This is a genomic window from Flavobacterium koreense, assembly GCF_054776075.1.
Genome location: NZ_BAAHCF010000029.1, coordinates 620,780 through 646,232 on the forward strand (window position 1 = coordinate 620,780; position 25,453 = coordinate 646,232).

A 25,453-nucleotide genomic window follows, 5' to 3' on the forward strand; every position below is an offset into this window, starting at 1 on the left:
TATTTGATTTTTAAGCATAGTTCTTTGATAATAGCTGGCAGTTTAATCCCATATTAGTAAGCATAATAAAACTGACAATGAAAGTATCAATCCGATTGTTAGAATAATTGGTATAAACTTGGTTCGTTTTCTGTTTTCATTTCTAATTACCGTCCAAATAATCAAACTTATTATTCCAATTGGATATGCAATAAAAAGTGCAGCATTATAGGTCCAAACCATTCCTGTCCAGGCAAACCAAATTGCAAATATTAAACCCAAATAAAATAAAAAATCATTTTTAGTAAGCTTCATTTCTGATTTCTTTCGGTAAAATTTAAAAATTGTTTCTTTTATTCATGATTTTTTCCTTGGTGATTGCAAGCACTAACCTAAACAAACCTACAATATTTCTTAGAAAAGTAGAGTTGTATTCGCCAGTTTATTTTCCATGATGATTAAAATAGTAAGTGTAAGACAAACAATAGCAACAAACATTTGTTAGCAGTAGTAATTTATTCCACAGTGTCAACTTTTTGAATACTATATATTGATTTCTGCTTTTTATAAACATTAAAAACTCCTGAAACAATGACTGTTAAATCATTATGTTTTTGACTTATTACATAACAATCTTCTTTATGAAGCAAAAAAATAACAGCATTAGAATTTTCACCATTAGTATAGCTTTCTTTCGATTTATACAATAAACTATATGGTAAATCAATATGAAGAAATCCAGAAATCTTATATATTTTCTATTGTACTTTTTAGGATTTTTTATTAATTTTTCAAGTGAAACATCAATTGGTTTTGATAATGAATCATTCAGTTTATAATATTTTTCTGTGTAGATATTAATTGTATCAACAGACTTATTATTGACTTGTCCATTAAGTTTGATGGAAAATGAAATTATTAATAAGAAGAAAGATATTCTCATATTTATGCAGGTTGAGTATTATTACTGCTAACGTTGCGGCTTGCAACAGTTGCTACTGCAATTACTTACCTAAACAAAACTACAATATTTCTTTGAAAAGAAGAGTTGATGTCACCACATTATTTTCCACGAAGATGAAAATAGCAAGCGTAAGCAAAGTAATAACGAAAAACACGTGTTAGCGCAAGTTATTAATTTTATTCTGTTTGTTTTTCGGAAATCTTCTCTTTTTTAATTTTTTTAAGGCCTTTTCTTAAAAAGGATATTAAAAGAAAATAACCAATAGAAAGTCCCAATATATTGAACAATATATTTTTAGTAGAAATTGGAATATTGTAATTCATAAATAATACTCCAAGAGTTATTGCAATTATGGTGAATGAAAGAAACAATAACATTACTGAACTAAAAACAATTAAAAACCAGCCGAATATTTTTTCCATATATTAATTTTCAATTTCTACTCATATCTATAATTTGCGCCAACGTTCCCTAGCTTTAGGCCTATTACTGACCAAAACAAAACTAATGTTTTTCTTATAAAGATAGAGTGGTAACAATCAAATTATTTTCCACGAAGATGAAAATAGCAAACCATCCTTAGTGATTGGCTTATTTTTATTCTTTTAAGCTCCAAAGCCAAGCATCTCCAATTTCTTCGTCTTGAACAACTTCAGAAAATGTAAATCCGTTGTTGACTAAAATTTTTGTAGACGCATTATTTCTTGGTTCAGTTTTCGCAGTAATTTTAATTGTTGGATCAGTTTTTCGAGAAATTGAAATAAGTTCATTACAGGCAAATGAGGCAATTCCTTGACCTTCATATTCTTTAAATGTCCAATAAGCTATTTCAACTTTTCCATCTATAGGTTTTCCTGTATAACCACATGAACCAACAATTTCATCATCTTTTACTATGAAGTAGCCTATCCAAGGTAAATTGTAACCAATTTTAGGATAATATTCATCATAAGAATCTATTAAGACTTGGCAATTATCTGAAGAATAAATTTTTAACGATTTATCAATATTTAGTGTTATTGGTTCAAGTTTCATTTTATCAATAAATTCAAAATTGTTTTTTTGAGAGCATTACAACTTTTATTGCAAACATTGTATCACTTTGAGTCTGTTGCTGTTTTTGTCACAGACTAAAGCAAATATATCGAAAACTTTTGAAAACAGAATGTGATGAAAAGGTAAAAAGATAAAAGACTAAGAGTTCAAATAAGTTCTAAGCGTTGCAGTAGTAAAAAAACGTTCTTACGAGCAGTTTTTTATACTTGACATAACTTCTTCCAAATTTCCTTTTTTCTTTTTAGACTCTCTTGTGTCGAGTACAAAACATTATTTTCAACTCTAATTTCAAGTCCATTAATTGTCAAAATCTCAATTTCTCCAACACTTCTAATATTACAGCAAATTTCTTCCTCCCATACTTCTTGCCAAATTTTAGAAAGTATGAAATGAGCAACAACTCCTTGGCTTTGACTGTCAAGAATTTTAATTAATTCTGGTGAAGCCATTTTTCCTATTTCAATAATTCTGTTTGCTGTATTTCCTTTTAGCCTCGGCGAAGTTGTTTTCGTCAAAACAATATAAGCATCTTTGTTGTCAAGTTTCTGAATCAAGGAATCTACTTCCTTATTTTGAGCATAACTTAGACAACTTATAAATACAAGTAGGATTAGAGCAATTTTTCTAAAAAGGTTTGTCATTTTTATGGGATGTTTTTAAGTTGCGACCAACGTTTCTTAACTTCACGTATGAACCAAAACAAAACTACGACTTTTCTTAGAGAGATAGAGTTGTAGACACTAGATTATTTTTCCTTGAAGATAAAAATAGCAAGCGCAAGCTCAGTAATAACTAAAACGTTCGCTGTGTACTGTTTTTTATTTATTCTAAAGCTTTAATAAATTTTTTCATTTCGTCCATTTTACCCACTGTAATTCTTGTCCATTTACCTTGCTCTTCATATATTCTTCCTCCTTCAATATTATTGTTTTCTAATTGCTTAAAATAGTCCTTGTTGTATTTTTCAAGTGAAAAATAGATGAAATTTGTATTAGAAGAAATGCACTCACAATTTAATTTTTGGAGTTCGTTGATGGTATATTGTCTTGCATTTTCATTTAGCAAGTAGCAATTTGAAACAAATTTATCATCTTTCAACGAAGCTATAGCAGCAAGTTTTGATACTACACTAACGTTATTATTTGTATTGGATTGCGAATTTGCCAAATTATCAATTATTGTTTTGTTTGCAATTGCATACCCAATTCGTGCTCCAGCCAGACCATAGATTTTGGAAAATGTTTTGACGATAATAATATTTTTGTGGTCATTTACGATATTACTAAGGGATTGCTGTTTAGTAAAGTCTAAATAGGCCTCATCAATTAACACAATTGTATTTTGTGAAATCTTGGTTACACATTCTACCAATGCTTCTCTTTCACAAATTGTTCCTGTTGGATTATTTGGATTACAGATATAAACCAATTTTGTGTCTTGGTTTACAGCTTCCTGCATAGCTTGCAAATTAATTTTCTTGTCGGTTGTAAGTGGTACTTTAATTTTCGTTAAACCTAAATAATCTAATGTAACTGTCCAATAATCATAGCTTGGGTCTGCAATTACATAATTTGCGCTGCCAGTCACCTTCGGTTCGTGTCCTTTGTCTTGTGAAACCAATTTTGCAACCAAGTCTAAAATTTCAGTTGAACCAGCTCCCAAGAATATGTTTTCGTCATTAACACTATTTTTTTTTGCAAGGTCAGCAATCAGTTGAGTCGCCAAATCCCAATTATAGCGGTTACTAATATTCACATTATCAGCAAATGCTTTCCTTGCTAATGGAGATGGACCATAAGGATTTTCGTTTGAGCGTAAAAAAATTAAGCTGCTATCATCCTCAAAACTATTAATTAAATTTTCTGATACAAGAGGAGAAGCAAATGTATTGAAGTTTGAAAGTCCAATACCCGCTACTCCTATACCAATTTTTTTCAGCCAAAGTCTTCTGTTTGGTTCCATATTTTCTTTTTCTTAATTGGTCTTAAAAAAAAATAGTTTGTTACAATTGCGGTGTGTTAAAATTGCCACCAACGTTATATCGCTTTTCGTCTGTTGCTTCTGCCAACACCGACCAAAACAAACCTACAGAATTAAATTGAAAGATAGAATCGTAGTAACCAGATTATTTTCCATGAAAATTAAATAGCAAGTGTAAGTCCAGAAGTTTTGGCAAACATGTGTTAACTGTAGGCTTTTAATCAGATTGGTGAATCCAAATATATTTTCCATTTTTAAACGTAATAACTCCTCCGCCAACTTCTTCTTTTCTTATAAAAATTGATTTATTTTCTAATTTTATAATTGTATCACCAATAACTTCGCTTTCGTTTACTAATACTTCAAAAGTTTGTTTATCGTTAGTTACGCCCCAATAATCTGCCCAATTAAAATTCTTTGAAATTTTATCAAACGATTGGTCATCACCAATTTTAGTTTTCAGTTTAGTTTTACCATCTAAAATAATGATATTTTTTTCATCTCCACTATTTAAAAAATATAGAAAATCTTTTACATTATCTCCATTGAATTCTACTTTTATTGTATCGTTAATTTCGTATATTTTAAAATCTTTAAATGTATCATTTAAGTCAGAGCTAAATCCCTCAGATTTTAAAGTATCTATTAAGTTAATTTCTTCAAATTTTTTATCAGTTGAATCAATATTGGGTGTTTTTTTCAACTCATTTTTCTTTTCGCAACTAACAAAAAGAATAAAAAATATTATATAAAAGATGGATTTCATTTTTTACTCAGAATTTAAGCTTACAGTCAACGAAATATAGCTAGCAAGCTGTTGCGACTTTTGAAACGTTTGTTTTTTCTATTACCGAAAAACGAAGTTATGAAAATTATGGTTTCCATTAGCAATAGACGAGAAATAGTTGCTAGCTGTGATTAGCAGATGTTTTTAATTAGCTATTTTTTAATTAATCGCTTAGTGCTTTATTGATGTAAAATCGGTAAATAACGAAGTTTATTTTTTAATTATTCGGTATGTATTTTTAGAGTGCAATTCTATATTTTCTATAACTAATAGATAGATTCCACCTTCTAAAAATGAAAAATCTATCTTGTTATTTGTAGTTTTCTCTTCGTGTATCAATTTGCCATTTAATGTAAATAATTGCAATTTATAATCTATATTATTTTCACCATTCCAATTAATAGTATTTGTAAATGGATTAGGAAACATTTTTAGATTCAAATTATTAGTAGTCTCATTTATAGAAAGCGAATTTGAAGAATTAATATAAACGGATACCAAACCACTTACAAAATTTGGATTATTAACAAATAAATCTTTTTTATTATCCCCATTGTAATCGAATAATAATAGATCTATTCTTGATTGATGATATGATTCGAAAGAGTCGATTTCAAATTTTGAGAAATTTATAAAATCGGATGTTATATAATAAAAAATATCACTTGAGTAGGAATTTGAGTTATAATTTGTTGCATAGATTTCATATTTTCCATCTCCATCATTATCGTCAAACTCTATATCATGAATGTTTATATTCTCAATACTAATTTTGTAAAAAATATTTTGGCCATCATTTCGATAGAATAAGAAAGGTTTTACGTTGATGTCGAAAACAAAAAAATCTAAATCACCATCTTGATCTATATCTTTTATTTTAATATTTCCACCACTATAATGATCTATTAAAGTTGCTATACTTGTAGCAGAAAAAATACCATTTTGATTTTCAATTAAAATTATTTCATAATGGTAGGAATTATTAGAATAATAATTACTTAGCATTAGTATATCAGAAGCACCGTTATTATTAATATCACCAAAAGCCAGAGAAGTTGTTTCAACAGTATTTGGATAATTAAAAGATATTGGTTGAACGCTTCCAAAATTACTACCATTGTAATTTTTTGACCACATGAGTTCATTGCCAGTGGTATAAGGATTTTTTTGAAAAAGCAAATCCTTAAAACCGTCATTATCAATATCTACAAAAAAAATTCCTGTTGTTAAAATTGGGATTGAGACATTTTGGACATATAAAAAATTATCGTTTCCTAAATTCTTAAAAACTTTAGCGTACATACCAGAATCGCTATAATCAATTACATCACCCAATCCATCATTATCAAAATCCATGATAGAATTCAAAGTGAACGTAGCTGCGTTTGGGTTCGACATTACACCTATTAAATTTTTTATAGCACCATGTTGATTATTAACCATCTTTTTGTAATAACCTAATCCGTTTTGTTGCCCGATACAAACATCCTCTTCACCATCGCCATTCATATCGGTTACAGTAAAATTATTTGTGTTAATAGTTTGTTGGTAACAGATTGTCTTATCAGATAAATTATCAATATCATAATTTACAAGGAGCATGTTTTGGGAATTATAATTTGAAGAAAATAAGAAATCAACGTTTCCACTATTGTTAAGGTCTGAAAAGATATAATTATTTAAGGTAAATGTATTGATGTTAAAGTTAGGTAATACAATTTCTGCCGAACTAAATACTCCATTATTAATAGTGAATTTATGAATATTGGATTGATTTTGTGTTGATTCTAAAGCAACATATACATCGTAGACACTTGGACTTATACCTTTTATATATACAGAGCGACTATTGTTGGAATTAGTGTAAAATGGGATATTTTGTACAACAGGCAGGTCATTTAAAACCACTATTTGATTAGTAATGGTATTTAAGCCAAAATATTTAACCCAAAGCGCATCATTTTTCCAATATAAGATATCTTTATATCCGTTTCCGTTTACATCTAGTATTCCAAATTCCTTAAAAGGCTCAGCATCTATATTCAGTGCAGGTGGATTAACGAAGTTTCCATTATTGTTTATGTAAATTTTCAAGTTTGGATTACCCAATGTATATAGGTCAAAATCCCCATCATAATCAAAATCATCAATTTTGTAAATGGAGGTAAAAGGACTACCCAATGCAAATAAAAATTGTTGAGATAAAAACCCACCATTCTGATTGTTTAACAGCACGTAGGCGTTATTCTGATTATCCCTTACGATTAAGTCAATAAATCCATCGCTGTTGTAATCGAATTTAATTGGTGATATTGAATACGATCCAGAAAAATTTATCAATGTTTGTTCATTACCAAATGTATCATTGTGTAAATTATGTAAAACACCAATTGTGTTAAATGAATGATAAGTAATTAAATCTGGATAACTATCATTATTTATATCTAAGGAGATAATTGGACTTACGCCGTTCGTTATAAATTTTGGTAATGTTGCATTAAAATCGCCGTTTTCATTTTTTTGAAGCAAAACATTTCTTTCGTTATAAGTAACATATTTTATTAAGTCAATATCATTATCATTATCAAAATCGTCATAAATAACATTATTACTTAACGAATCAAGGTTATAAATGTTGACTTTTTCATCAAAATTTATCTGTCCGTAAATTGGATTAATAATAAACCATATAAAAAAGATAAATACTTTTCTTTTCATATTTATTTAATGTTGTTAGATTTTAATTGCTAAATTTATCGTTACTATATGATTCTTAGTGTTTTCTAATTGACAATGTATAGTTTCTTTTTCGATTTTTGGGCATTTCTGCTAACGTTTTTCGGCTTTTGCTCTGTTGCTACTGCGAACACCGACCAAAACAAAACTACGGAATTAAATTGAAAGATAAAGTTGTAGCTACCAGATTATTTTCCACGAAGAACAAAATAGCAAGCGCAAGCCCAGCAATAGGCATAAACTTTGGTTAACAGCAGAATATTTTGTCCCAAAACTTTTGATCAAAATCTTCTAAAAGATTTCTAGCATTTAATATTAGATTTTGATCTTCTTTAATATCCTCTTTTTCGAAACGCATATAATCATAAAAGACTCCATTCCTTTTTGCTTTTGTCTTAACTCGAATGTAATTTTCATTGACTGTCATTCCATAATTGGCATGAGCATAAATATTTCTTGTTGTTCCAGCATCACGTAATTTTTTTTCTAAAATTTCAAGTTCAGGTATAAAATCTTTATATTTCTCATCATTGTATATTAGCATACCATAATGTCTAATTATAAACGATACTTTAGAGCTATAATTCATTTCGCAAATAAGAAGATGATTAATTTCACTCCGTCTCTCATGAGGATCTAGTGCTTTGTCAACTGCATAATTTACAGAACCTTCTAAACTATTGAAAAGCATAATTATCCATCCAATATCATACAATCTTTCAACGAATAAATCAGAGCTTTCGTCATCTGAAAGATGAGATTCAGTTTCGATTTCAAATATTTCATTTAGTTGAAAGTCCGATTCAAGTTTCCTTTGTCTCATAAGTAAATGTTGATTATTTTGCTGTTAACGCCTGTTAGCGGTAGTTATTTTTTCTCTAATTTCTCTATAAACACTTTTGTTTCATCTGAAATTTGGTTATCACCATCAAATTGAATTATGTCATAATCTTCTTTCTTGGTATTGTATTTCATTTCTATTCGAGTCACATTACACTTACCAACAATTTTAAATATTTCTATTATACTATTAATGTCTATTTCGAAAAGATTTTCGTTTTTGTTTGTGTCAGTATTAACCAATATACCTGTTACTTCTCTTTCTCCATCTTCATAAATTTCTGCTAATTCATCTTCTGTAAGCTCTTTATTTTCCATTAATTTCAAAGTCTTTTCATCTACGACAGAAATCACAGGAACAAAAACGTAACTATGAACAAACTGATTAATTAAAAACTTTAAATCACGTTTTATGATTTTAAAGTTTTCAAAATTATAATTTTCATCGAATCGATGGTTATTAATTCGGGTTACTTTTGTACCATTATTTTGGTACATTTTCAATGTGAATTTAGTTGAACCAATTTTATTAGTAAGCTTGTTGGCTTCCATAAGTTTGCGAATTATATAAAACCCAAGCATTATATTTTTCTCAAATTTTGCAAATTTTGAATCAGACCAATTTTTTTGAATTTTAATTTTTTTATTTATTTTTTCGGAAATTTGAATTAATTCATTTCGCCAATAATAACTTTCGTGAATCATTTTAGGATGTGTTTGGAATTACTGCTAACGTAATGCCGCTTTGCGTCTGTTGCTGCTGCGAACACTGACCAAACAAATCTACTGAATTTCTTTGAAAGACAGAATTGTAGTCACCAGATTATTTTCCACGAAGACTAAATAGCAAGCGCAAGCCCAGCAATAGCGCAAAACGGCGGTTAGCGGTTCGGCATTATATTTACAAGTCACGTTTTGCTTTAGTTCTAATAATATCTCCATTAATTTTATCAAAATAAGCTAAAACCACATAACAGCGACTTACACTTTCATGTTCGATAGATAATTGAATATCTCCTTTATCAGTTTTCCAAACAGAAAAATATTTGCAATTGTCAAATTTAACTTTGTACATTTTGTCATCATCGTCCTTTGGTTGCGAATATTTATCACCATCAAATTTTTCAACGATTTCTGTAGGATTACCATATTTTTCGGTTAACATGTCTTTTAAATCAAAGTAATTTCCTGAGAGAGTTGACCAAGTGTCTTTTTCTGGAAATACAACTGCTATTTTGTAAACCAAATCTTTCTGTTTCAATGTAGCAACTCCAACGTTGCAGTCTTTATAACCTGCAAATTCTCCATTTAGTATTGCTGTTCCATTTTCGGTTCCCAAATTTGTAAAGCCGTCTTGAACCATTTTTGAAACATACTCTTTTAGTGTTCCATCTATTGGTACGCCTTTGAAAACTAAATGTTCTGATGTTTGACTATAAGTATAATTACAAACTGTCAAATAGATCAAGAAAAATAAAGTAATTTTTGTCTTCATATTTTTAAGTTTTAAAGTTTATATTTTACGATTTTGCTCTATGCTGACCGCTAACGTTTCGCAGCTTGCGGAAGTGGCGGATTAAGGAAGCCTAAACTTTCGGTTAAACAATGACTTTGCAACTACAAAACCAACTTTAAATTAAGTACAAAACCCGCCATTTCTGCAAACTGCTGTTAGCTGTTCGCTTTTATTTTTTATATACAAATGAGTTTTCTACATTTTTAATCGTTTGATACCAACTATCATCTTCTATGAAAAATAAGTCTAATAGTTGATTAATTTTCTCTCCTTGTAAAGCATTTTGGACAGCGTTAATTGTAGCTGTTTTTGCATTATCAGAATCTGTTGACAGCTTAAAACCTAAAACTAGACTGAATTCATTGTTCTTGGTTTGACCATATTGATATACTTCACTGATAACTTCAACTCTTTGGAAATTTTGAATGAGTTTTTGAATGATTCTATTTTCTAATGATTTGTTTGGCGTGCCTACTTGTACAGTCGTTTCTTCTTCAATTGTCAGTGTTTTTATGTTTTCTCTATTTCTTTCTAAAACAAACATTGTCGGTAAATCAGAGTTTATAACAATTCTTTCGATAAGTTCTTTTTCACAAAGTTCCAATACTACTTTTGAAGATAATGCAGTATATTCGGTTGGTTTATTTGACCAACTTAATAATGATTTTTCGTCGCTAAACGCACCAAGAACTTTTAGACCGTCCAAATTAAAAACGGAAGAAAGTTTCAGAGTTGTATTATTTTTGGTAGTTGACCAGTTTTCTGTAAATTCTTCATCATTTTCTGATGGCAAAAGTAAAAATGAATTACCATTCATTAGTTCTAAAATGACATTTTTATAAGAATCCCCTTTGCCATTTTGCTTTTCATAAATTTCTAGTAATTCCAAAAGACGTGAGTTATCTGGATCAGATTTTTTAGATGTATTTCCAAAAAGTTTATCAAATATTCCCATATATTATTCTATTTATTTTATTTGGTACGGTCGAGTAAAGTGACAGCTAACGTTCCCATGCTTGCCGTCTGTTGCTGCTGCAATCACTGACCAAAACAAAACTACGACTTTTCTTAGAAAGATAGAATTGTAGCCACCAGATTATTTTCCACGAAGACAAAATAGCAAGCGCAAGCCCAGCAATAGCGGCAAACATGTGTTATGTGGAGCCTTAATTACTCAATATGATCTTATCAATAGATAGATATTCTTTCTTGCTAATGCTATAAATATTCTCTCCATTATGTTTTATTACACCAACATTTTGGTCATCCATTGGAAAAAAAATCTGGTAATCTAGTCCATTATTTAATTGAATTTCAAATGAATCTGTGAAATTATTTGAAGAACCTATATGTCCAGCAGAATGTTGAACATAGTTATAGGTTGACAATTCTCCTAAACTATCCTTTATTAATAATTTATTTTCGGTAAAGGTAATTTCAAATTTATTTCCTTTAGTATCTAATGCTTTCCACTTTCCTTGATAACTCTCAGATCCACCACATGCATAAATCATGGAGATAAGCAATAAAAAAGCTAATAATTTCATTTTTCTCATATGTTCTAAATTAACGAGATTGTTTAAGGTTACACATAACTTGTATATAGTCGCTACGTTATAGCGCCTATACACCCAAATTGGGTATGATTAGCGCTACTTTTAGCTTATTTTAATCAAATATATCAAATTCCAACAAATCACAAACAAAAAAAACTCCCAATTTCTTGAGAGTTTGTCTTTTATTTATCGATTGAGCCGAGTACACGTTTCATGAAGTCGTTTAGTGCTTCTTTCTTGTCTTTGCCTTCTTTGATCATTTTATGAACTTCGATGGCACCATACATATTAGAAATTAACTCGCCGATGACTTCCAATTCTTCGTCTTTCAAACTTGGCACTTCACAAAGATTTTCTAAAACTTCAATCGTTTCAACCAAATAGTCTTGATCGTTGTCTTCTATAAATTGCGTTAAGTGTTTTATAACAGGTAATTTCATTTTTTAGATTTTTGGATTTTTAGATTTTTAGATTGTTAGAAAGATAGATATATCTAAAAATGTAACAATCAAAATTAAACTACTTCATTAACCAATTCGGTCAATACTTCTAGTTTAGTTGTTTGGCTTTGGTTTACTAAAACTCCATTTTTAAAGGTTGCAAAGGTTGGAAGATTATCCACTTTAGCCATTTTTCTTGACTCTGGAAATTTTTCCGCATCTACAATTAAGAATGGAACGCTTTCGTTTTGAGAAGCCAATAGTTTGAATTTTGGTTTCATGATACGGCAATTACCACACCAACTAGCAGCATATTGCACAACCACCACATCATTTGAAGCAACTACTTCAGCTAAATTATCTTGTTCTATTTCTGTAAACATAAGTTTTTGAATTTTCAAATCTCAAAACCCAAATTCCAATTTTTTATGATTGGAATTTGGAATTTTAAAATATTGGAATTTATTAATTTAGTGAGTTGCTAAATAAGCTGCAGTAGAATTTCTATCAGCGCTCATTGCGTCTTTTCCTTCTTCCCAGTTTGCAGGACAAACTTCACCTTTTGTTTGAACGTGAGTGTAAGCATCGATTAATCTCAAGTACTCGTTTACGTTTCTTCCTAATGGCATATCGTTCACACTTTCGTGGAAGATTTTTCCGTCTTCGTCAATTAAGTAAGTTGCTCTGAAAGTTACATTAGAACCTTCTAAGATTTCGTCGTTGATTTCTTCATTGTAAACCCATTCTGCATCAAGAATATCTAAAGCCGCAGAAAGATTACGTGTTGTATCTGCCAAAATAGGGTAGGTTACACCTTCAATTCCACCATTGTCTTTAGCTGTGTTTAACCAAGCAAAGTGTACTTCGTTAGTATCGCATGAAGCACCAATAACAGTTGTGTTTCTTTTTTCAAATTCTTGAAGCGCTGCTTGAAAAGCATGTAATTCTGTAGGACAAACGAATGTAAAATCTTTTGGATACCAGAATAAAATTACTTTTTTCTTGTTGTTTTTAGCTTCTTCTAAAACGTTGATTTTTAAGTTATCTCCCATAAAAGAGATGGCGTCTACTGTAATGTTTGGGAATTGTTTTCCAACTAATGCCATGATTGTTTTTATTTAATGTTATTAATGTTTTTCTGAATACAAATTTACAACCACAAAGGTTATATAAAACATGATATTTATTACATTTTACAATGTATTAATAGACAAAAATTATCAATAAATTTCTTATAAAATATTAATATAAAAATTTCACTATGTGTTTTTTTAAGTGCAAATAATTGCATAAAAAACAAAAACCACCTTAAAAAGGTGGTTTTTCAGAAAAACAATACTAACTTGGAAGTTCTTATTTCAAATCAAAACGATCTAAATGCATCACTTTTGACCAAGTATTGATAAAATCTCGTACAAATTTTTCTTTGTTATCGTCTTGTGCATACACTTCGGCGTAAGCTCTCAAAACAGAATTAGAACCAAAAACCAAGTCCACTCTAGTAGCAGTCCATTTGGTTGCACCTGATTTTTTGTCAACGATGTTATATAAATTATCGCCAGCAGGTTTCCAACTGTAGCTCATATCGGTTAAATTCACAAAGAAGTCGTTACTCAAAACACCTTCGTTATTGGTGAAAACACCGTGTTTAGTTCCGTTATAGTTGGTACCAAGAACACGCATTCCTCCAATTAAAACCGTCATTTCTGCAGCAGTCAATCCAAGAAGTTGTGCTTTATCTAGCATTAATTCTTCAGGTTGTACAACATATTTAGATTTCATAAAGTTTCTGAAAGCATCGTTAGTTGGTTCTAAAACTTCAAACGATTCTACATCAGTCATTTCTTGTGAAGCATCACCTCTTCCTGCATGGAAAGCAACTTTTAAGTTAAATCCACCTTCTTGAGCTGCTTTTTCGATAGCTGCAGTTCCACCAAGAACAATTAAATCGGCAATACTAACTTTTTTACTCAAACCTGCTTGAATTTCGGCAAGTTTAGTCAAAACTCTGTGTAATCTTTCTGGTTCATTGGCAACCCAATTTTTTTGTGGCTCTAATCTAATTCTAGAACCATTTGCGCCACCTCTAAAATCTGAACCTCTAAATGTTCTAGCGCTGTCCCAAGCAGTGTTTATTAATTCGGCTCTTGTTAATCCGCTGTTTAATAATTTTGCTTTTAATTCTTCAACTTCAGCATCAGATAAAGTGTAATCTACAGCCGGAACTGGGTCTTGCCAAATCAAATCTTCTGCAGGAACATCCGCACCTAAATATCTGTCTTTCGGACCTAAATCTCTATGTGTTAATTTGAACCAAGCTCTTGCAAAAACTTCAGAGAAATAGGCTTGGTCACTATGGAATTTTTCAGAAATTTTTCTGTACTCAGGATCTATTTTTAATGCCATATCAGCATCCGTCATGATAGGATTTCTTCTTACAGATGGATTGTGAGCATCGACAGGTTTGTCTTCCTCTTTCATGTTTATTGGTTCCCACTGACTTGCTCCAGCTGGACTTTTCTTTAATTCCCAATCGTGGTTTAATAATAAAGTAAAATATTCATTATCCCAACGTGTTGGATGTGTTGTCCAAGCGCCTTCCAATCCACTTGTTACTGTGTCAGCGCCGTTTCCGTTTCCTTTTGGGTTCATCCAACCAAATCCTTGATTTTCGATGGCACCACCTTCAGGCTCTGGTCCTAATACGGAAGCATCACCATTTCCGTGTGCTTTTCCAACCGTGTGTCCACCAGCAGTTAAGGCAACTGTTTCTTCATCGTTCATTGCCATTCTTTGAAACGTAATTCTCATGTCATGAGCCGTTTTTAATGGATTAGATTGTCCATCAACACCTTCTGGGTTTACATAAATTAATCCCATCATTACGGCTGCCAATGGATTTTCTAAATCTCTTTCTCCAGAATAACGACTTCCTTCACCACCAGATTTTTGCAACCATTCCTTTTCTGCACCCCAATAAATATCTTTTTCTGGATGCCAAATATCCTCACGTCCACCAGCAAATCCAAACACTTTTAATCCCATAGATTCATAAGCCATATTTCCGGCTAAAATCATTAAATCGGCCCATGAAATTTTGTTACCATATTTCTTTTTAATTGGCCATAAAAGTCTTCTTGCTTTATCTAAGTTTCCATTATCAGGCCAACTGTTAAGTGGAGCAAAACGAAGGTTTCCAGTTCCTGCGCCACCGCGACCATCAGAAATTCTGTAAGTTCCAGCTGAGTGCCAAGCCATTCTAATCATCAATCCACCATAGTGTCCCCAATCGGCAGGCCACCAATCTTGACTGTCGGTCATGAACGCTTTTAAGTCATTTTTTACAGCTTGTAAATCCAATTTTTTGAATTCTTCGGCATAATTAAAATCCTCTCCAAGTGGATTAGTTTTTGAATCTTGTTGGTGTAAAATATCTAAGTTAAGTGCTTTTGGCCACCAATCTTGATTTTTCACACCATCGCTCAAACCTTTTTGATTTTGATGAAATGGGCATTTGCTAATGTCGTTTGAATGTTCCATAAATTTTAGTAATTATTTAGTTTTAAAACTTTTTTATTGTTGATCGTTTATAATTTCAATTTTAATTCTAACAAATTTATAAATTAAAATTAAGTTAGTATAGATAATTTATCCTTTAAATTTATTTTTTAATAGATTTTAATTATAGTTTGTAATTTTTCAATTTTGTAAATCAATGTGAAATTATGTTATATTTGTTTTTGTATAAATCATCAATAAACTATTCGTTAAATATGAATTTTTCCACATTATTTAGAAAAAAGACAGTACAAGATATTAATGATCAAGTTGCAAGAAATGAAGCTGATGGACACAATAGTTTGGGCAAACATTTAACTGCGAGAGATTTAACTGCTTTTGGAATTGCTGCCATTATTGGCGCTGGTATTTTTAGTACCATTGGTAAAGCAAGTTCAGATGGTGGACCAGCAGTTATCTTTTTATTCATCTTTACCGCTGTTGCTTGTAGTTTCGCCGCTTTTGCTTACGCTGAATTTGCTTCAATGGTGCCAGTTTCTGGTAGTGCGTACACGTATTCGTATGTAGCTTTTGGTGAAATTATAGCTTGGATTATCGGTTGGGCATTGATTATGGAATATGCCATTGGAAATATTACCGTTGCGATTTCCTGGAGTGATTATTTTACAGGACTTCTCGAGAGTGGCGGATTGCATTTACCACAATGGATTCAAATGGATTATCTAACTGCTTCCAAAGGTTTTGAAGAAGCTACCGCTTTAATGAATGGTGGAAAAACATTTGAAAATTTATCGGAAAGTTTGCAATTGGCTTATACAGCCTACACCACATCGCCAACGATTGGTTCTTTTCATTTAGTTGCCGATTTACCTGCATTATTGATTATTGTTATCATTACTTATCTGGTTTACAGAGGAATGAAAGAGTCTAGAAATGCCAGTAACTTGATGGTCGTTGTAAAACTTTGTATCATATTATTAGTTATAGCAGTTGGTGTTTTTTATGTAGATACTGCTAATTGGACTCCGTTTGCACCAAATGGAGTAGGAGGAATACTGAAAGGAGTTTCGGCAGTTTTCTTTGCTTACATTGGTTTTGATGCCATTTCAACAACGGCTGAAGAATGTAAAGATCCTCAAAGAGATTTACCTAAAGGAATGATGTGGGCGATTATTATTTGTACTATTTTGTACGTTATTATTGCATTAGTTTTGACAGGAATGGTGAATTACGCCGATTTGAATGTTGGTGATCCATTGGCATTTGTATTTGATAAATTGGATTTAAAATGGATGTCTGGAATTATTGCCGTGAGTGCCGTAGTGGCGATGGCAAGTGTTTTATTAGTCTTCCAAATGGGACAACCTCGAATTTGGATGAGTATGAGTCGTGATGGATTATTGCCAAAACGATTTTCTAAAGTGCATCCAAAATACAAAACGCCTTCTTACGCGACGATTGTAACTGGATTTGTTGTGGCAATTCCTGCGTTGTTTTTAAATCTTACTATGGTAACCGATTTGTGTAGTATTGGAACCTTATTTGCCTTTGTTTTAGTTTGTGCTGGAGTTCTTGTTATGCAAAACAAACCTGATATTCCAAGAGGAAAGTTTAAAACACCTTATGTGAATTCTAAATATGTATTTCCGTTGTTAATTCTTGTTGGAGCTATCATTGCTTTTACGGTTAACAAAAAGGCAACAATGGATTTTATTACCAATGAAAAACAAATCAACAATCCGACGACTATTGTGACTTCACTTGAAGAAACTCAAGTAAAAGAGGTGATGACGTACTTGCAACAAAATCTTTTGGTTAAAGACGCTTCAGCCGATTTAGAAGAAGTATTGAGCAAGTTTTCTGAGGATGATAAAGCATATGAGAATGTGGTAAATTCGTTGCCAATTGATAACAATCTAAAATATGAAAGTGGTTTTCAATTGTTCAAACACAAAATACCGATGTGGATTTTCCTATTGTCGTTAGTATACTTTGCTTCGTGGTCATGGCGTAAAAACCTGTCTTTAATTCCGCTTTTAGGTTTGGTTTGTTGTCTTTATATGATGGCAGAATTAAGTGTTTGGAATTGGATTTATTTCAGTTGTTGGTTGCTAATTGGATTAGCTATTTACTTCGGATTTAGTTATAAGAATAGTAAGTTGAATAGAGAAGTGATTAGTAAATAGTGAATAGTAAATAGTAAAATGCCTCAAAGAGTTTTATCTTTTTGAGGCATTTTTAGTTTGTAATTGCTTTTACTTATTTAATTATTTAGAGCTAAAGATTTAATTCCAAAAGGCATTAATGGCAGTAAATTGTACAGAGGAGTCAATTTGGCTATCGTATTTGTACAAATTATCCCAATAAATTACGCCATCAATTTTTACAAATACTTTGTAATATCCTTTTTCGAGCGTTTCAAGGTTAATCATTAGATTGTTTGAAGACTGGGAATTGATAGCAATAATTGAATTAGAGTTGATAGATTGTTCACTAAACAAATTGTTGGTTAGAATACTGCTAAAGTTCACCGATTGATAGATTTTTTCAGGAGTGGCTGGTACTAACCATACATCGGTAACATTATCTTGAGCTAAGATGCTCACCATATTTTGAGCTGGATTAGGATAAATGGTAAACTTATTATTCACCAAAACATTAGGATTTCCTAATTTTAATGGTGGATCGTCAAAGTTTTGTCTTAAATTAATTCCAGTGACTAGCTTTAAATCTTTATTATTACTTTGATTACTGGTTTCATCATTGTTACAACTTAAAGTTAAAATGCTTAGAACAATAAACAGACTTTTTTTCATGGTATCAATTTATTTAGACGTTTTGAATATGCTTAGTTATGTTATTTTTCTTTTGTGAATTCATTAATCACTGACTAAAACAAACCTACCGATTTTTTTTAAAAGATAGAATTGTAGTTACTAGATTATTTTCACGAAAACTAAATAGCAAGCGCAAGTCTAGCAATTGTTGTAAACCACGGTTATAAGCAGTGCTTTTAAAATTTTGGTTGTTTTGACTTTGGAATATTAATTACTCCTGATCCGTCAACTAAAGTAACGCCATTTTTATCTATTACTTTTAGTACGATTTTATAATCTGGGTAAGATTTTCCTTGAACAGTTACATAACCATTTAGGGAATCTATTTCCATTATTTCAAAACCTTGCTCATCTGAATCCTGTCCATTAATGATTGGATCAAAATCTAATCCTAACTCTGGCTCATCTATTTCTGCTGAATCAACCATTTGTTTATATCGGTCTAATAGATTTTTTGTCACTGCTTTATTTTTTGAAAGCCATACTAAAGCTTCAACACGCGGATTAAAAAAATCTTTGTTATAATCATTTATGAATTTAAGTGCGACATTGTAATCTACATTATGTAAAGATTTGGAGTTTTTATTTTCCCGATTGGAAGATTCTTTACAAGAAATTGTCAAAAAAAATAGTATGAATATATATTTCATTAGCTTACTTTGTTAGTTTAGCATTGCGTATAACGTCCTCTAGCTAGCGTTTGTGGCGACTATTAGCACGGACCAAACAAATGTAGCCAAAATTTAATTACATAAGCGTACTTTTCTGATAGCTCTATCCTCGTCATTTCTTGAAACGATTGTTTTGCGACTTAATTTTTTAGTAAACATCTTTCGTTCTGAAATTTCCTAAACTTTTAGTTTTTATTGTTCCATCATAACCGATTTTTAATTCTACTGATTCCAAACTTCTTGGGTAATCGTGATATTTTACTAAATGTAACTCAAAACTAGTTCCGATTTTTCGATATTCGCTTTCGTTTAATTCACTTCCCAATAAATATCCATAAGTTCTGGCTAAAAGAATCGCTTCTTCTAAATTATCTATATTTCCTAAGAATGTTCTAAACTCATCTTCGCTTTTTACATATTTTACTTTTCGATTTTCAATTGTTATCGCATAATTACAACGATAATTCGGATGTCCACCTTGAAATATTCCAACAGTTTTTATTGGATTTATTTTTTCATTTATTTTTATTCTCAGTAATGTATCGCCACCTTGCTTTAGAACATTATATTTTGTTTCAATTGAATTTTGATAATAAGTTGCATATTGCCAATAATCGTAATTTTTATTTGGATTTAGCTTTGTTCCTAAACTATCTAAATAATTATTTTTTAGACTATATGGAATTTTTTGAAACTTTTCTTTTTGAGCATTACCAGTTTCTAAATTTTCAATTGAATTACTGTTTGGTTCATATGGAATTTTATTAGATTTCGTTTCTTGTTTATTCTGACAAGAAGTAAAAATTATAAGTAAGATTAATAAAATTCTCATATTTTACAGGATTTTTGATATTATGACGCCGGACGTGTCGCGGAATAAAGAAGAACCAAGACCAAGATAACCAAAACTTTAAATTAAAACCTTTTTAATTTCGAATAAATCCCGTGTCTCGCCATTTCTTGTTACTGTTGTTATTTGATGTTGTTTTCTTCAAGAATCTTTTTTCTTAAATCAATTCCATCTGCCATATATTCAACGTTTGGATTTTCTATTATGAACTCTTTTTGAGCAACTTTAAAAATTGAATCAATAAAATTTTCGCCATATTTTCTGTTAATTTCTTTATACATTTCTTCTTGATAGCAATAAGGTTCAAATCCACCCATTCTTACACATCGTCCCAAATGTTCTTTTGTTTCAATTCCAAATTGACTTAATATTTTAGTCATCTTAGGAAACTCTCTTGGATGAAAACCAAAGTATATTAATTTTCCATTTTTGATGTCTTTTAATGCTTTAGACTTTTGGTTTATACAAAATGTATCTATAACAGTAACTTTTAAGTTTTTATTTTTCACCCACATTTTTGCATAAACTTCTTCGCTGTAAACAATTAGTTTTCCATTTTTGTCAAACTCCGCTAGTTTTTCAGTTTCCGTTTTTTTGTCGCAAGAATTTAGAATTAATGTTACAAGAAAAACAATTAATAATTTATTCATTTTGATTAATATTTTTGTTTTACTAATTGGTTTTTCTGTTGGGCAAAAATAGCCACTAACGTTCCCCAGCTTTCGCTCTGTTGCTGCTGCGAACACTGACCAAAACAAAGCTACAATTTTTCTTAGAAAGATATAGTTGTAGTCACCAGATTATTTTCCACGAAGAACAAAATAGCAAGCGCAAGCCCAGCAATAGGCGAAAACTGGTGTTGGCAGTAGGTTTTATTAGTTATTTCTATTATAATCTCTTAACTGTCTATCAACTAAAGCTAAATATTTCATTCCGCTTTGGTCAAATAAATTTTCTGCTCTTTCGATTTTTAATGCAGAATGAATAGCACTTGCAAATCCTGGTAATGCACCGATTACTGCTCCTGTCGTATTTTCAGTTGATGCAAAACCTTGAGCAGCTCCGATAATTCCGCAAACTGAACCAAAAAAAACATTATTAAATTGACTCTCATTCATTTTTATTGAAAGTTCATTTTTATCAATCTCCAATTCTTCAATTTTTGTTTTAAATAATTCTGTTCCTTCAATTATATTTTCGTCGAGAACAATTTGCTCAACTTTATTTTTAAATGATTTTAAAAGGTCATTATGTTTTTCCTTGAATTTAAGCAATTTGGGTAAATTGATTTCTTCAGGAAATGGAATTAATCTTGAAAGTATAGTTTCTCTTTTTTTGTTTTGATTTGCCAAATTTCTTGACATAAAACTCCTTCTGAAAGTATCCGTTGTTGGAAGCATTTCAAGTTTTGTACTTATTATTGTTGCCAAATATTTCATTAAATATTCTGCTGCTGATGTTTCTACGAAGTACCAATCATTATCTAGTCGTCTAGCTAAACCTATTTGTTCTAAACTATAAAAAATTTGACCGTCAAACTTTTGTGCATGAATTCTACTGACTCTACCATTTAAAAAGCATTGTATTTTATAGTTTAATCGAAAATATGGACTTTGGAAAAATTCTACTAATGGTGTACTCATTCCCCAAGGAAATTCTAAAGTTTCTATTGGGTCAATAGGAATAACTAATCCACTTCTAACTAGCTCTAACATGAATGGCTCGTAATTTCTTTCTGGATTATAGAAATAATCAGTAGGAACTATTGAACCGATATTATCGTAATAAAGTAAAGTTCTAACTGTCCAACTTGTTTTTGGTAAATTGATATAAGGAAAGTATAATATTTTGTCCATTTTTAAGGTTTTTCGGTAAACTTACTGCCAACGTTTCGCGGCTTGCTTTAGTGGCGATTATTTAACACCAAGCCTTTACAAATATAGAAAAAACTTTAAATTAAATTGCTGTGCTTTTCCAAATAAATCCCGAACCAAGCCATTGAAGCAAACCGCTGTTGGCAGTAGTTTTTATATCCAAGCAGCTCCGGTAAGTCCTTCCAAGTTGTTTGTTAATTCATAAATTATTGTTGGGCAATTGTTACAAATAGTTATAAATCCTACTTCCTTTACCCTTGAGTCAAAAGTTTTAAGTTTATTGTCACAAACTTTACAGTTTCCAATTGTTGTTTCATTATTAATCTTTTGTAACGAATCAATTTCTGAAATAAGTTTTTGGGTAACATCATAAATATCTTTTGTTCTATCTTTAAAATGTTCTTCAGAAAATGTTTTTAGATTTAAACATTCCTGTTTCATTTTTTCGAATGTAATTATTCTTTGTTCAAAAGACTCATTTATATAAATTCGACAATAATTTTTTATTCTATCGGTATAACCAGAAGCTTCAAAAATGAACTGAGAATTTGGGTGGTTTATATCAATCATAATATTTACTTTTTTTGTTTTGATAAAATTACTGCCAACGTTTTGCGGCTTGGCGTAGTGGCGGATTTTTAGCACAAAAGTTCAATCGAAGAACCGCACTTGAACCTACCACAAAACTGACATACGAAGCACCGAACCCGCCATTACGCCAAACCGCTGTTATAAGCTGGCCTTCTGTCCACCGTCCTTGCAAACCATTGTCAATACTACGTTTCGCTGTCTTTGTCGTGTCGGGTTGTGCGGTCGGGTATTTTTTATTTTCAGAAGGGAAGGAGATTTTTTTTAATTCAATTTTGTCTGGGTGGGAAAGGTGGAAGCTCTTTTGCAAGCTTTGGTCTGTGCTTGGGCTTGTGCGGCTTGCAAATGTGCTTACACCTGTGTGTTGGCTTATCCTTGTTACTTTATTCATCAATTGAAAGTTCTCTTATTAAGTCAACAATTTTGTTATTGCTGAACTGTTTTCTAAATTCAATTTTTACTTGTCCGCCAAAGAATTTTTCTGCGTGTTTAATTTTCGCTTTTTCTTCTTCACGAAGACCGTCATCACTTCCAACGTCTTTGGTTTCTACAATGAAGTTTAATTTCTGTTTGCCATCTTTGAATTTTAAAACGTAAGCAAAGTCAGGCGAATAAGTCTTGCCACCTGCAACAGGAATTTTGATTGAGTTTTTCGGGATTTTCGTAAATACAATAACTTCGTTGATTTCTGTTTTGATGTTTTTCATTTCTAATTCAGAATCGTAATACAATTCGTCAAAGAAATAAGACTGTGCCACATCTTCATCTGAAAAGAAAATACCAATATCAGAAGCGGAAATTTCTGATAAAACATTTCCTTTTTCGTCTGTCAGTTTAGTTGGGTGAATGTTATTTGAAACCTTTTTGTATTCAATACTGAATTTATCAATAGCATTTGCCATTAGGAAATGGTCAAATTTATCTTTGATAATTCGCAAAGTTGTTGGGTTCAAATGTTTGTTAATGTCTGTTCCTGCATCAATAATTGATTGATGAATTGTTGCAAGATTGATATTTAAAATTTTTGAAAGTTCTTTCAGAAAGTCGCTGTATTTCATTGTTGAAATAGTTGCGACATTTCGTCCATAGATTGATTCTGCTTCGTTTACAATAGCTCTATCATCTTTGATTTCAACTTTTGCAACTCGTTCACTTACTCCGTCTATTGTAAAGTTGCCCTTTTGTGCTTTCAAAAACTCGGTAAACAGGTTTTTAAATTCGGCTTCTTTATCAAACTTGTATTCCAAAATTACTTTTTCGTTGAGTTTTTCCCAAAGGGCTTTTAACTCACTGTATTTATCTGTTCTTACTGTAATTTTCTTTTTATCGTCTGTTGCTTTCCGAACTTTCGTAGAATTTACACCTTCAAAGATTTTCGGATAATTATGTTTGATGTATGTGAAACCATTTTCTTTAAAATCGTTGTTTCGCTTAATTACATCATTATCGTCTAAAATTTGCAATAGGTCTTCTTCAGTTGTTTCGTAGAGTTCGCAAATCTTCTTAATCATTTCAGTAGAAAGTTTATCAGGCGTTTGTTCCATTGAAATTGCACCAGATTTCGAGTTGATTTCATTTACTAAAGAATCAACAAAATCACTTTCGGTAAAGTCAACAAAATAGTTGAGATAAAACTGTTCATCTTTTACACGATTGCCGTATTCATTTACTGGTAATCGCAAACCACGTCCAACTTCCTGCAATTTTGAAATTTCACTTCCGCTGCTTCGGAGTTTGCAAATTTGGAAAACATTTGGATTATCCCATCCTTCACGCAATGTCCATTTTGAAAAAATAAAACGTCTTGGATTTTCCAAACTCAACATTTCTTGTTTATCGTGCAAAATCTCGTTTATTTCCTTTTCAATTACTTCGTCTTTTTCACTGTTGTCTTTTGAGAAATAACCACCGTGTATTGCTGAAATATCTGTCAATGATTTTTCAAGAAACGCTTTATAGTAAACGTCCTGCTCTACTTTCAGCAAATTTTCAATTTCAGCCTTTGCTAATTGCTCTACCGTTTTTTTGATATAACCGTCTTTATTTCGGTATTCATCAATATTGTCGATAAAAAAAAGCGTTAGCGGTTTTATTTTTACATCTCTCGTCAAAAACTCCTTTTCAAGTTCAAAATGCTTTTTAATTGCTTTTTGAATCATTGTTTCCTGTAACTTTTCGGCATACGAATAAGGATTGATTTTATCTCCTTTTTTCATTTCCAATCCGTTTGATAAAACAATCGTGCTCTTGTTCAGATTTTCAATTGTCAAATCACTCATTTCAGAATGAATTGTTTGTAAACTGTCTTTCTTTTTAAGCTTTATCGTTTTGCGTTTATCATTTTCGTTTAATTCAAAACTTGCTTCTGTTCCGTCTGAATCAATAAACTTTACAATTGCATTTTTACCGCTGTCAAATTCTGTAATGTGTCCGATTACGCCTTTCACTAAATTTCGATTGAACGAATCAACGGCTGTCAAAGTGTAAATCAGATTTTCATAACCTTGAAACGTAGCACCATAACGCAAAATAAATTGCGGTTTCATTTTCTGAATGTTCTCCCACGTTTTGTTTCCTGTTCCAAATTTGTGTGGTTCGTCAATAATCAAAAACGGTTTAGTTGCTCCAATGGCATCAAACGGAACGGTGTATTTATCAAACAAACCTTTGTCAAAACTTTTTTGCATAGTATCAGAGTTTATCATACCTGCGTTGATAATCAAAACCTGAATGCTGTTTTTTTCAAAATTGCCCGAATTGACAAAACTTGTAACGGCTGGAGGAATATAGGACTTCTTGCTTTTTACATTTTTTAAGCTTTCTACAACGTGCAAATGCAAGGTTTTTCCGTATTGCTCTTTAAAATGTTCACGACTACTGTCTGATTTCAAAAAATCTATTGTCCCCGCTTTGATAGAAAGCGTTGGAACTACAACAATAAATTTGAAAATTCCGTATTGTTTGTTGAGTTCAAAAATAGTTTTTGTGTAAGTATAGGTCTTGCCCGTGCCTGTTTCCATCATAATATCTATGATGTTGCTGTCACGTTTTATTTTTTCGCTTATGCCACCGTTATTTTCCTTAATTGTTCTTATGTTGTTTGGATAAGTGTTTCCGGTTTGAAAATCAAATGCAGGGTTGATGTAATTTTTATCCGTTTCGGTTGCCTGAATAAGAGAAATATCCTGAAACACGCCAATAGTGCTATCTACTGCGTGTGTCTGGTGGTTTAAGTTCTTTTCAAAATTAAATCCTTTCAT

The 25,453-nt window shown here is 31.1% G+C and carries 25 protein-coding genes; 1 reads left to right on the forward strand and 24 read right to left on the reverse strand.

The window, feature by feature from the left end:
- Nucleotides 1-42: 42 nt before the first annotated feature.
- The 16 genes from ACYU7A_RS11195 to katG all read right to left on the reverse strand — a co-directional run bounded on the left by ACYU7A_RS11195 (nt 43) and on the right by katG (nt 15,394).
- Nucleotides 43-294 (reverse strand): hypothetical protein, encoded by a 252-nt coding sequence (locus ACYU7A_RS11195; RefSeq protein ID WP_460576574.1) that lies wholly within the window; start codon nt 292-294, stop codon nt 43-45.
- Nucleotides 295-1,119: 825 nt separating this feature from the next.
- A complete protein-coding gene (locus ACYU7A_RS11200) occupies nt 1,120-1,365 on the reverse strand; it encodes a hypothetical protein (RefSeq protein ID WP_460576576.1) in 246 nt (81 codons plus the stop codon).
- A 175-nt stretch (nt 1,366-1,540) separates the two neighbouring features.
- Nucleotides 1,541-1,978 (reverse strand): GNAT family N-acetyltransferase, encoded by a 438-nt coding sequence (locus tag ACYU7A_RS11205; RefSeq protein ID WP_460576578.1) that lies wholly within the window; start codon nt 1,976-1,978, stop codon nt 1,541-1,543.
- Between the two features lie 221 nt (nt 1,979-2,199).
- Nucleotides 2,200-2,640, reverse strand: a complete 441-nt coding sequence (locus ACYU7A_RS11210; protein ID WP_460576580.1) for a hypothetical protein — start codon at nt 2,638-2,640, stop codon at nt 2,200-2,202.
- Between the two features lie 181 nt (nt 2,641-2,821).
- Nucleotides 2,822-3,961 (reverse strand): pyridoxal phosphate-dependent aminotransferase, encoded by a 1,140-nt coding sequence (locus ACYU7A_RS11215; RefSeq protein ID WP_460576582.1) that lies wholly within the window; start codon nt 3,959-3,961, stop codon nt 2,822-2,824.
- 235 nt (nt 3,962-4,196) lie between these two features.
- Nucleotides 4,197-4,745 carry a hypothetical protein gene (locus tag ACYU7A_RS11220; protein WP_460576584.1) on the reverse strand — a complete coding sequence of 183 codons (549 nt, stop codon included), beginning with the start codon at nt 4,743-4,745 and terminating at the stop codon, nt 4,197-4,199.
- 231 nt (nt 4,746-4,976) lie between these two features.
- On the reverse strand, nt 4,977-7,484 hold the full coding sequence (locus ACYU7A_RS11225) for a T9SS type A sorting domain-containing protein (protein ID WP_460576586.1): 2,508 nt from the start codon (nt 7,482-7,484) through the stop codon (nt 4,977-4,979).
- Between the two features lie 265 nt (nt 7,485-7,749).
- Nucleotides 7,750-8,325: a hypothetical protein gene (locus tag ACYU7A_RS11230; RefSeq protein ID WP_460576588.1), complete on the reverse strand. Its 576-nt coding sequence runs from the start codon at nt 8,323-8,325 to the stop codon at nt 7,750-7,752.
- A gap of 44 nt (nt 8,326-8,369) precedes the next feature.
- Nucleotides 8,370-8,894, reverse strand: coding sequence for a hypothetical protein (locus ACYU7A_RS11235; RefSeq protein ID WP_460576590.1), 525 nt, complete (start codon nt 8,892-8,894; stop codon nt 8,370-8,372).
- Nucleotides 8,895-9,243: 349 nt separating this feature from the next.
- Complete coding sequence (locus ACYU7A_RS11240; protein WP_460576592.1) at nt 9,244-9,837, reverse strand: hypothetical protein; 594 nt, start codon at nt 9,835-9,837, stop codon at nt 9,244-9,246.
- Between the two features lie 190 nt (nt 9,838-10,027).
- Nucleotides 10,028-10,813, reverse strand: a complete 786-nt coding sequence (locus ACYU7A_RS11245) for an SseB family protein (protein WP_460576594.1) — start codon at nt 10,811-10,813, stop codon at nt 10,028-10,030.
- Nucleotides 10,814-11,024: 211 nt separating this feature from the next.
- Nucleotides 11,025-11,405, reverse strand: coding sequence for a hypothetical protein (locus tag ACYU7A_RS11250; RefSeq protein WP_460576596.1), 381 nt, complete (start codon nt 11,403-11,405; stop codon nt 11,025-11,027).
- A 191-nt stretch (nt 11,406-11,596) separates the two neighbouring features.
- Nucleotides 11,597-11,854 (reverse strand): DUF6952 family protein, encoded by a 258-nt coding sequence (locus ACYU7A_RS11255; RefSeq protein ID WP_344817135.1) that lies wholly within the window; start codon nt 11,852-11,854, stop codon nt 11,597-11,599.
- Nucleotides 11,855-11,928: 74 nt separating this feature from the next.
- Complete coding sequence (locus tag ACYU7A_RS11260) at nt 11,929-12,237, reverse strand: thioredoxin family protein (RefSeq protein WP_460576599.1); 309 nt, start codon at nt 12,235-12,237, stop codon at nt 11,929-11,931.
- A gap of 87 nt (nt 12,238-12,324) precedes the next feature.
- Nucleotides 12,325-12,960, reverse strand: coding sequence for a redoxin domain-containing protein (locus tag ACYU7A_RS11265; protein WP_460576600.1), 636 nt, complete (start codon nt 12,958-12,960; stop codon nt 12,325-12,327).
- Nucleotides 12,961-13,207: 247 nt separating this feature from the next.
- On the reverse strand, nt 13,208-15,394 hold the full coding sequence (gene katG, locus ACYU7A_RS11270; protein ID WP_460576601.1) for a catalase/peroxidase HPI: 2,187 nt from the start codon (nt 15,392-15,394) through the stop codon (nt 13,208-13,210).
- A gap of 233 nt (nt 15,395-15,627) precedes the next feature.
- On the opposite strand from katG, the gene ACYU7A_RS11275 reads away from it, so the two are divergent.
- Nucleotides 15,628-17,559, forward strand: a complete 1,932-nt coding sequence (locus tag ACYU7A_RS11275; RefSeq protein WP_460576603.1) for an amino acid permease — start codon at nt 15,628-15,630, stop codon at nt 17,557-17,559.
- Between the two features lie 99 nt (nt 17,560-17,658).
- Here the strand turns inward: ACYU7A_RS11275 and ACYU7A_RS11280 are convergent, their stop codons facing one another.
- From ACYU7A_RS11280 to ACYU7A_RS11315, 8 genes are all read right to left on the reverse strand, one after another.
- On the reverse strand, nt 17,659-18,189 hold the full coding sequence (locus ACYU7A_RS11280) for a hypothetical protein (RefSeq protein ID WP_460576605.1): 531 nt from the start codon (nt 18,187-18,189) through the stop codon (nt 17,659-17,661).
- A gap of 197 nt (nt 18,190-18,386) precedes the next feature.
- Nucleotides 18,387-18,860 (reverse strand): hypothetical protein, encoded by a 474-nt coding sequence (locus tag ACYU7A_RS11285; RefSeq protein WP_460576607.1) that lies wholly within the window; start codon nt 18,858-18,860, stop codon nt 18,387-18,389.
- Nucleotides 18,861-19,029: 169 nt separating this feature from the next.
- Nucleotides 19,030-19,713 carry a hypothetical protein gene (locus tag ACYU7A_RS11290; RefSeq protein WP_460576609.1) on the reverse strand — a complete coding sequence of 228 codons (684 nt, stop codon included), beginning with the start codon at nt 19,711-19,713 and terminating at the stop codon, nt 19,030-19,032.
- A 140-nt stretch (nt 19,714-19,853) separates the two neighbouring features.
- A complete protein-coding gene (locus ACYU7A_RS11295; protein ID WP_460576611.1) occupies nt 19,854-20,381 on the reverse strand; it encodes a hypothetical protein in 528 nt (175 codons plus the stop codon).
- Nucleotides 20,382-20,606: 225 nt separating this feature from the next.
- Nucleotides 20,607-21,587, reverse strand: a complete 981-nt coding sequence (locus tag ACYU7A_RS11300; protein ID WP_460576612.1) for a kinase — start codon at nt 21,585-21,587, stop codon at nt 20,607-20,609.
- Between the two features lie 171 nt (nt 21,588-21,758).
- A complete protein-coding gene (locus ACYU7A_RS11305; RefSeq protein WP_460576613.1) occupies nt 21,759-22,175 on the reverse strand; it encodes a hypothetical protein in 417 nt (138 codons plus the stop codon).
- Nucleotides 22,176-22,203: 28 nt separating this feature from the next.
- Nucleotides 22,204-22,584: a hypothetical protein gene (locus tag ACYU7A_RS11310; protein ID WP_460576615.1), complete on the reverse strand. Its 381-nt coding sequence runs from the start codon at nt 22,582-22,584 to the stop codon at nt 22,204-22,206.
- A complete protein-coding gene (locus ACYU7A_RS11315) occupies nt 22,577-25,453 on the reverse strand; it encodes a type III restriction-modification system endonuclease (protein WP_460576616.1) in 2,877 nt (958 codons plus the stop codon). Before ACYU7A_RS11315 ends, ACYU7A_RS11310 begins: the two co-directional genes overlap by 8 nt.

Coding starts and splice junctions, on each gene's coding strand:
- ACYU7A_RS11195 (WP_460576574.1), bottom strand. CDS start 294: ATGAAGCTTACTAAAAATGATTTTTTATTTTATTTGGGTTTAATATTT.
- ACYU7A_RS11200 (WP_460576576.1), bottom strand. CDS start 1,365: ATGGAAAAAATATTCGGCTGGTTTTTAATTGTTTTTAGTTCAGTAATG.
- ACYU7A_RS11205 (WP_460576578.1), bottom strand. CDS start 1,978: ATGAAACTTGAACCAATAACACTAAATATTGATAAATCGTTAAAAATT.
- ACYU7A_RS11210 (WP_460576580.1), bottom strand. CDS start 2,640: ATGACAAACCTTTTTAGAAAAATTGCTCTAATCCTACTTGTATTTATA.
- ACYU7A_RS11215 (WP_460576582.1), bottom strand. CDS start 3,961: ATGGAACCAAACAGAAGACTTTGGCTGAAAAAAATTGGTATAGGAGTA.
- ACYU7A_RS11220 (WP_460576584.1), bottom strand. CDS start 4,745: ATGAAATCCATCTTTTATATAATATTTTTTATTCTTTTTGTTAGTTGC.
- ACYU7A_RS11225 (WP_460576586.1), bottom strand. CDS start 7,484: ATGAAAAGAAAAGTATTTATCTTTTTTATATGGTTTATTATTAATCCA.
- ACYU7A_RS11230 (WP_460576588.1), bottom strand. CDS start 8,325: ATGAGACAAAGGAAACTTGAATCGGACTTTCAACTAAATGAAATATTT.
- ACYU7A_RS11235 (WP_460576590.1), bottom strand. CDS start 8,894: ATGGAAGCCAACAAGCTTACTAATAAAATTGGTTCAACTAAATTCACA.
- ACYU7A_RS11240 (WP_460576592.1), bottom strand. CDS start 9,837: ATGAAGACAAAAATTACTTTATTTTTCTTGATCTATTTGACAGTTTGT.
- ACYU7A_RS11245 (WP_460576594.1), bottom strand. CDS start 10,813: ATGGGAATATTTGATAAACTTTTTGGAAATACATCTAAAAAATCTGAT.
- ACYU7A_RS11250 (WP_460576596.1), bottom strand. CDS start 11,405: ATGAAATTATTAGCTTTTTTATTGCTTATCTCCATGATTTATGCATGT.
- ACYU7A_RS11255 (WP_344817135.1), bottom strand. CDS start 11,854: ATGAAATTACCTGTTATAAAACACTTAACGCAATTTATAGAAGACAAC.
- ACYU7A_RS11260 (WP_460576599.1), bottom strand. CDS start 12,237: ATGTTTACAGAAATAGAACAAGATAATTTAGCTGAAGTAGTTGCTTCA.
- ACYU7A_RS11265 (WP_460576600.1), bottom strand. CDS start 12,960: ATGGCATTAGTTGGAAAACAATTCCCAAACATTACAGTAGACGCCATC.
- katG (WP_460576601.1), bottom strand. CDS start 15,394: ATGGAACATTCAAACGACATTAGCAAATGCCCATTTCATCAAAATCAA.
- ACYU7A_RS11275 (WP_460576603.1), top strand. CDS start 15,628: ATGAATTTTTCCACATTATTTAGAAAAAAGACAGTACAAGATATTAAT.
- ACYU7A_RS11280 (WP_460576605.1), bottom strand. CDS start 18,189: ATGAAAAAAAGTCTGTTTATTGTTCTAAGCATTTTAACTTTAAGTTGT.
- ACYU7A_RS11285 (WP_460576607.1), bottom strand. CDS start 18,860: ATGAAATATATATTCATACTATTTTTTTTGACAATTTCTTGTAAAGAA.
- ACYU7A_RS11290 (WP_460576609.1), bottom strand. CDS start 19,713: ATGAGAATTTTATTAATCTTACTTATAATTTTTACTTCTTGTCAGAAT.
- ACYU7A_RS11295 (WP_460576611.1), bottom strand. CDS start 20,381: ATGAATAAATTATTAATTGTTTTTCTTGTAACATTAATTCTAAATTCT.
- ACYU7A_RS11300 (WP_460576612.1), bottom strand. CDS start 21,587: ATGGACAAAATATTATACTTTCCTTATATCAATTTACCAAAAACAAGT.
- ACYU7A_RS11305 (WP_460576613.1), bottom strand. CDS start 22,175: ATGATTGATATAAACCACCCAAATTCTCAGTTCATTTTTGAAGCTTCT.
- ACYU7A_RS11310 (WP_460576615.1), bottom strand. CDS start 22,584: ATGAATAAAGTAACAAGGATAAGCCAACACACAGGTGTAAGCACATTT.
- ACYU7A_RS11315 (WP_460576616.1), bottom strand. CDS start 25,453: ATGAAAGGATTTAATTTTGAAAAGAACTTAAACCACCAGACACACGCA.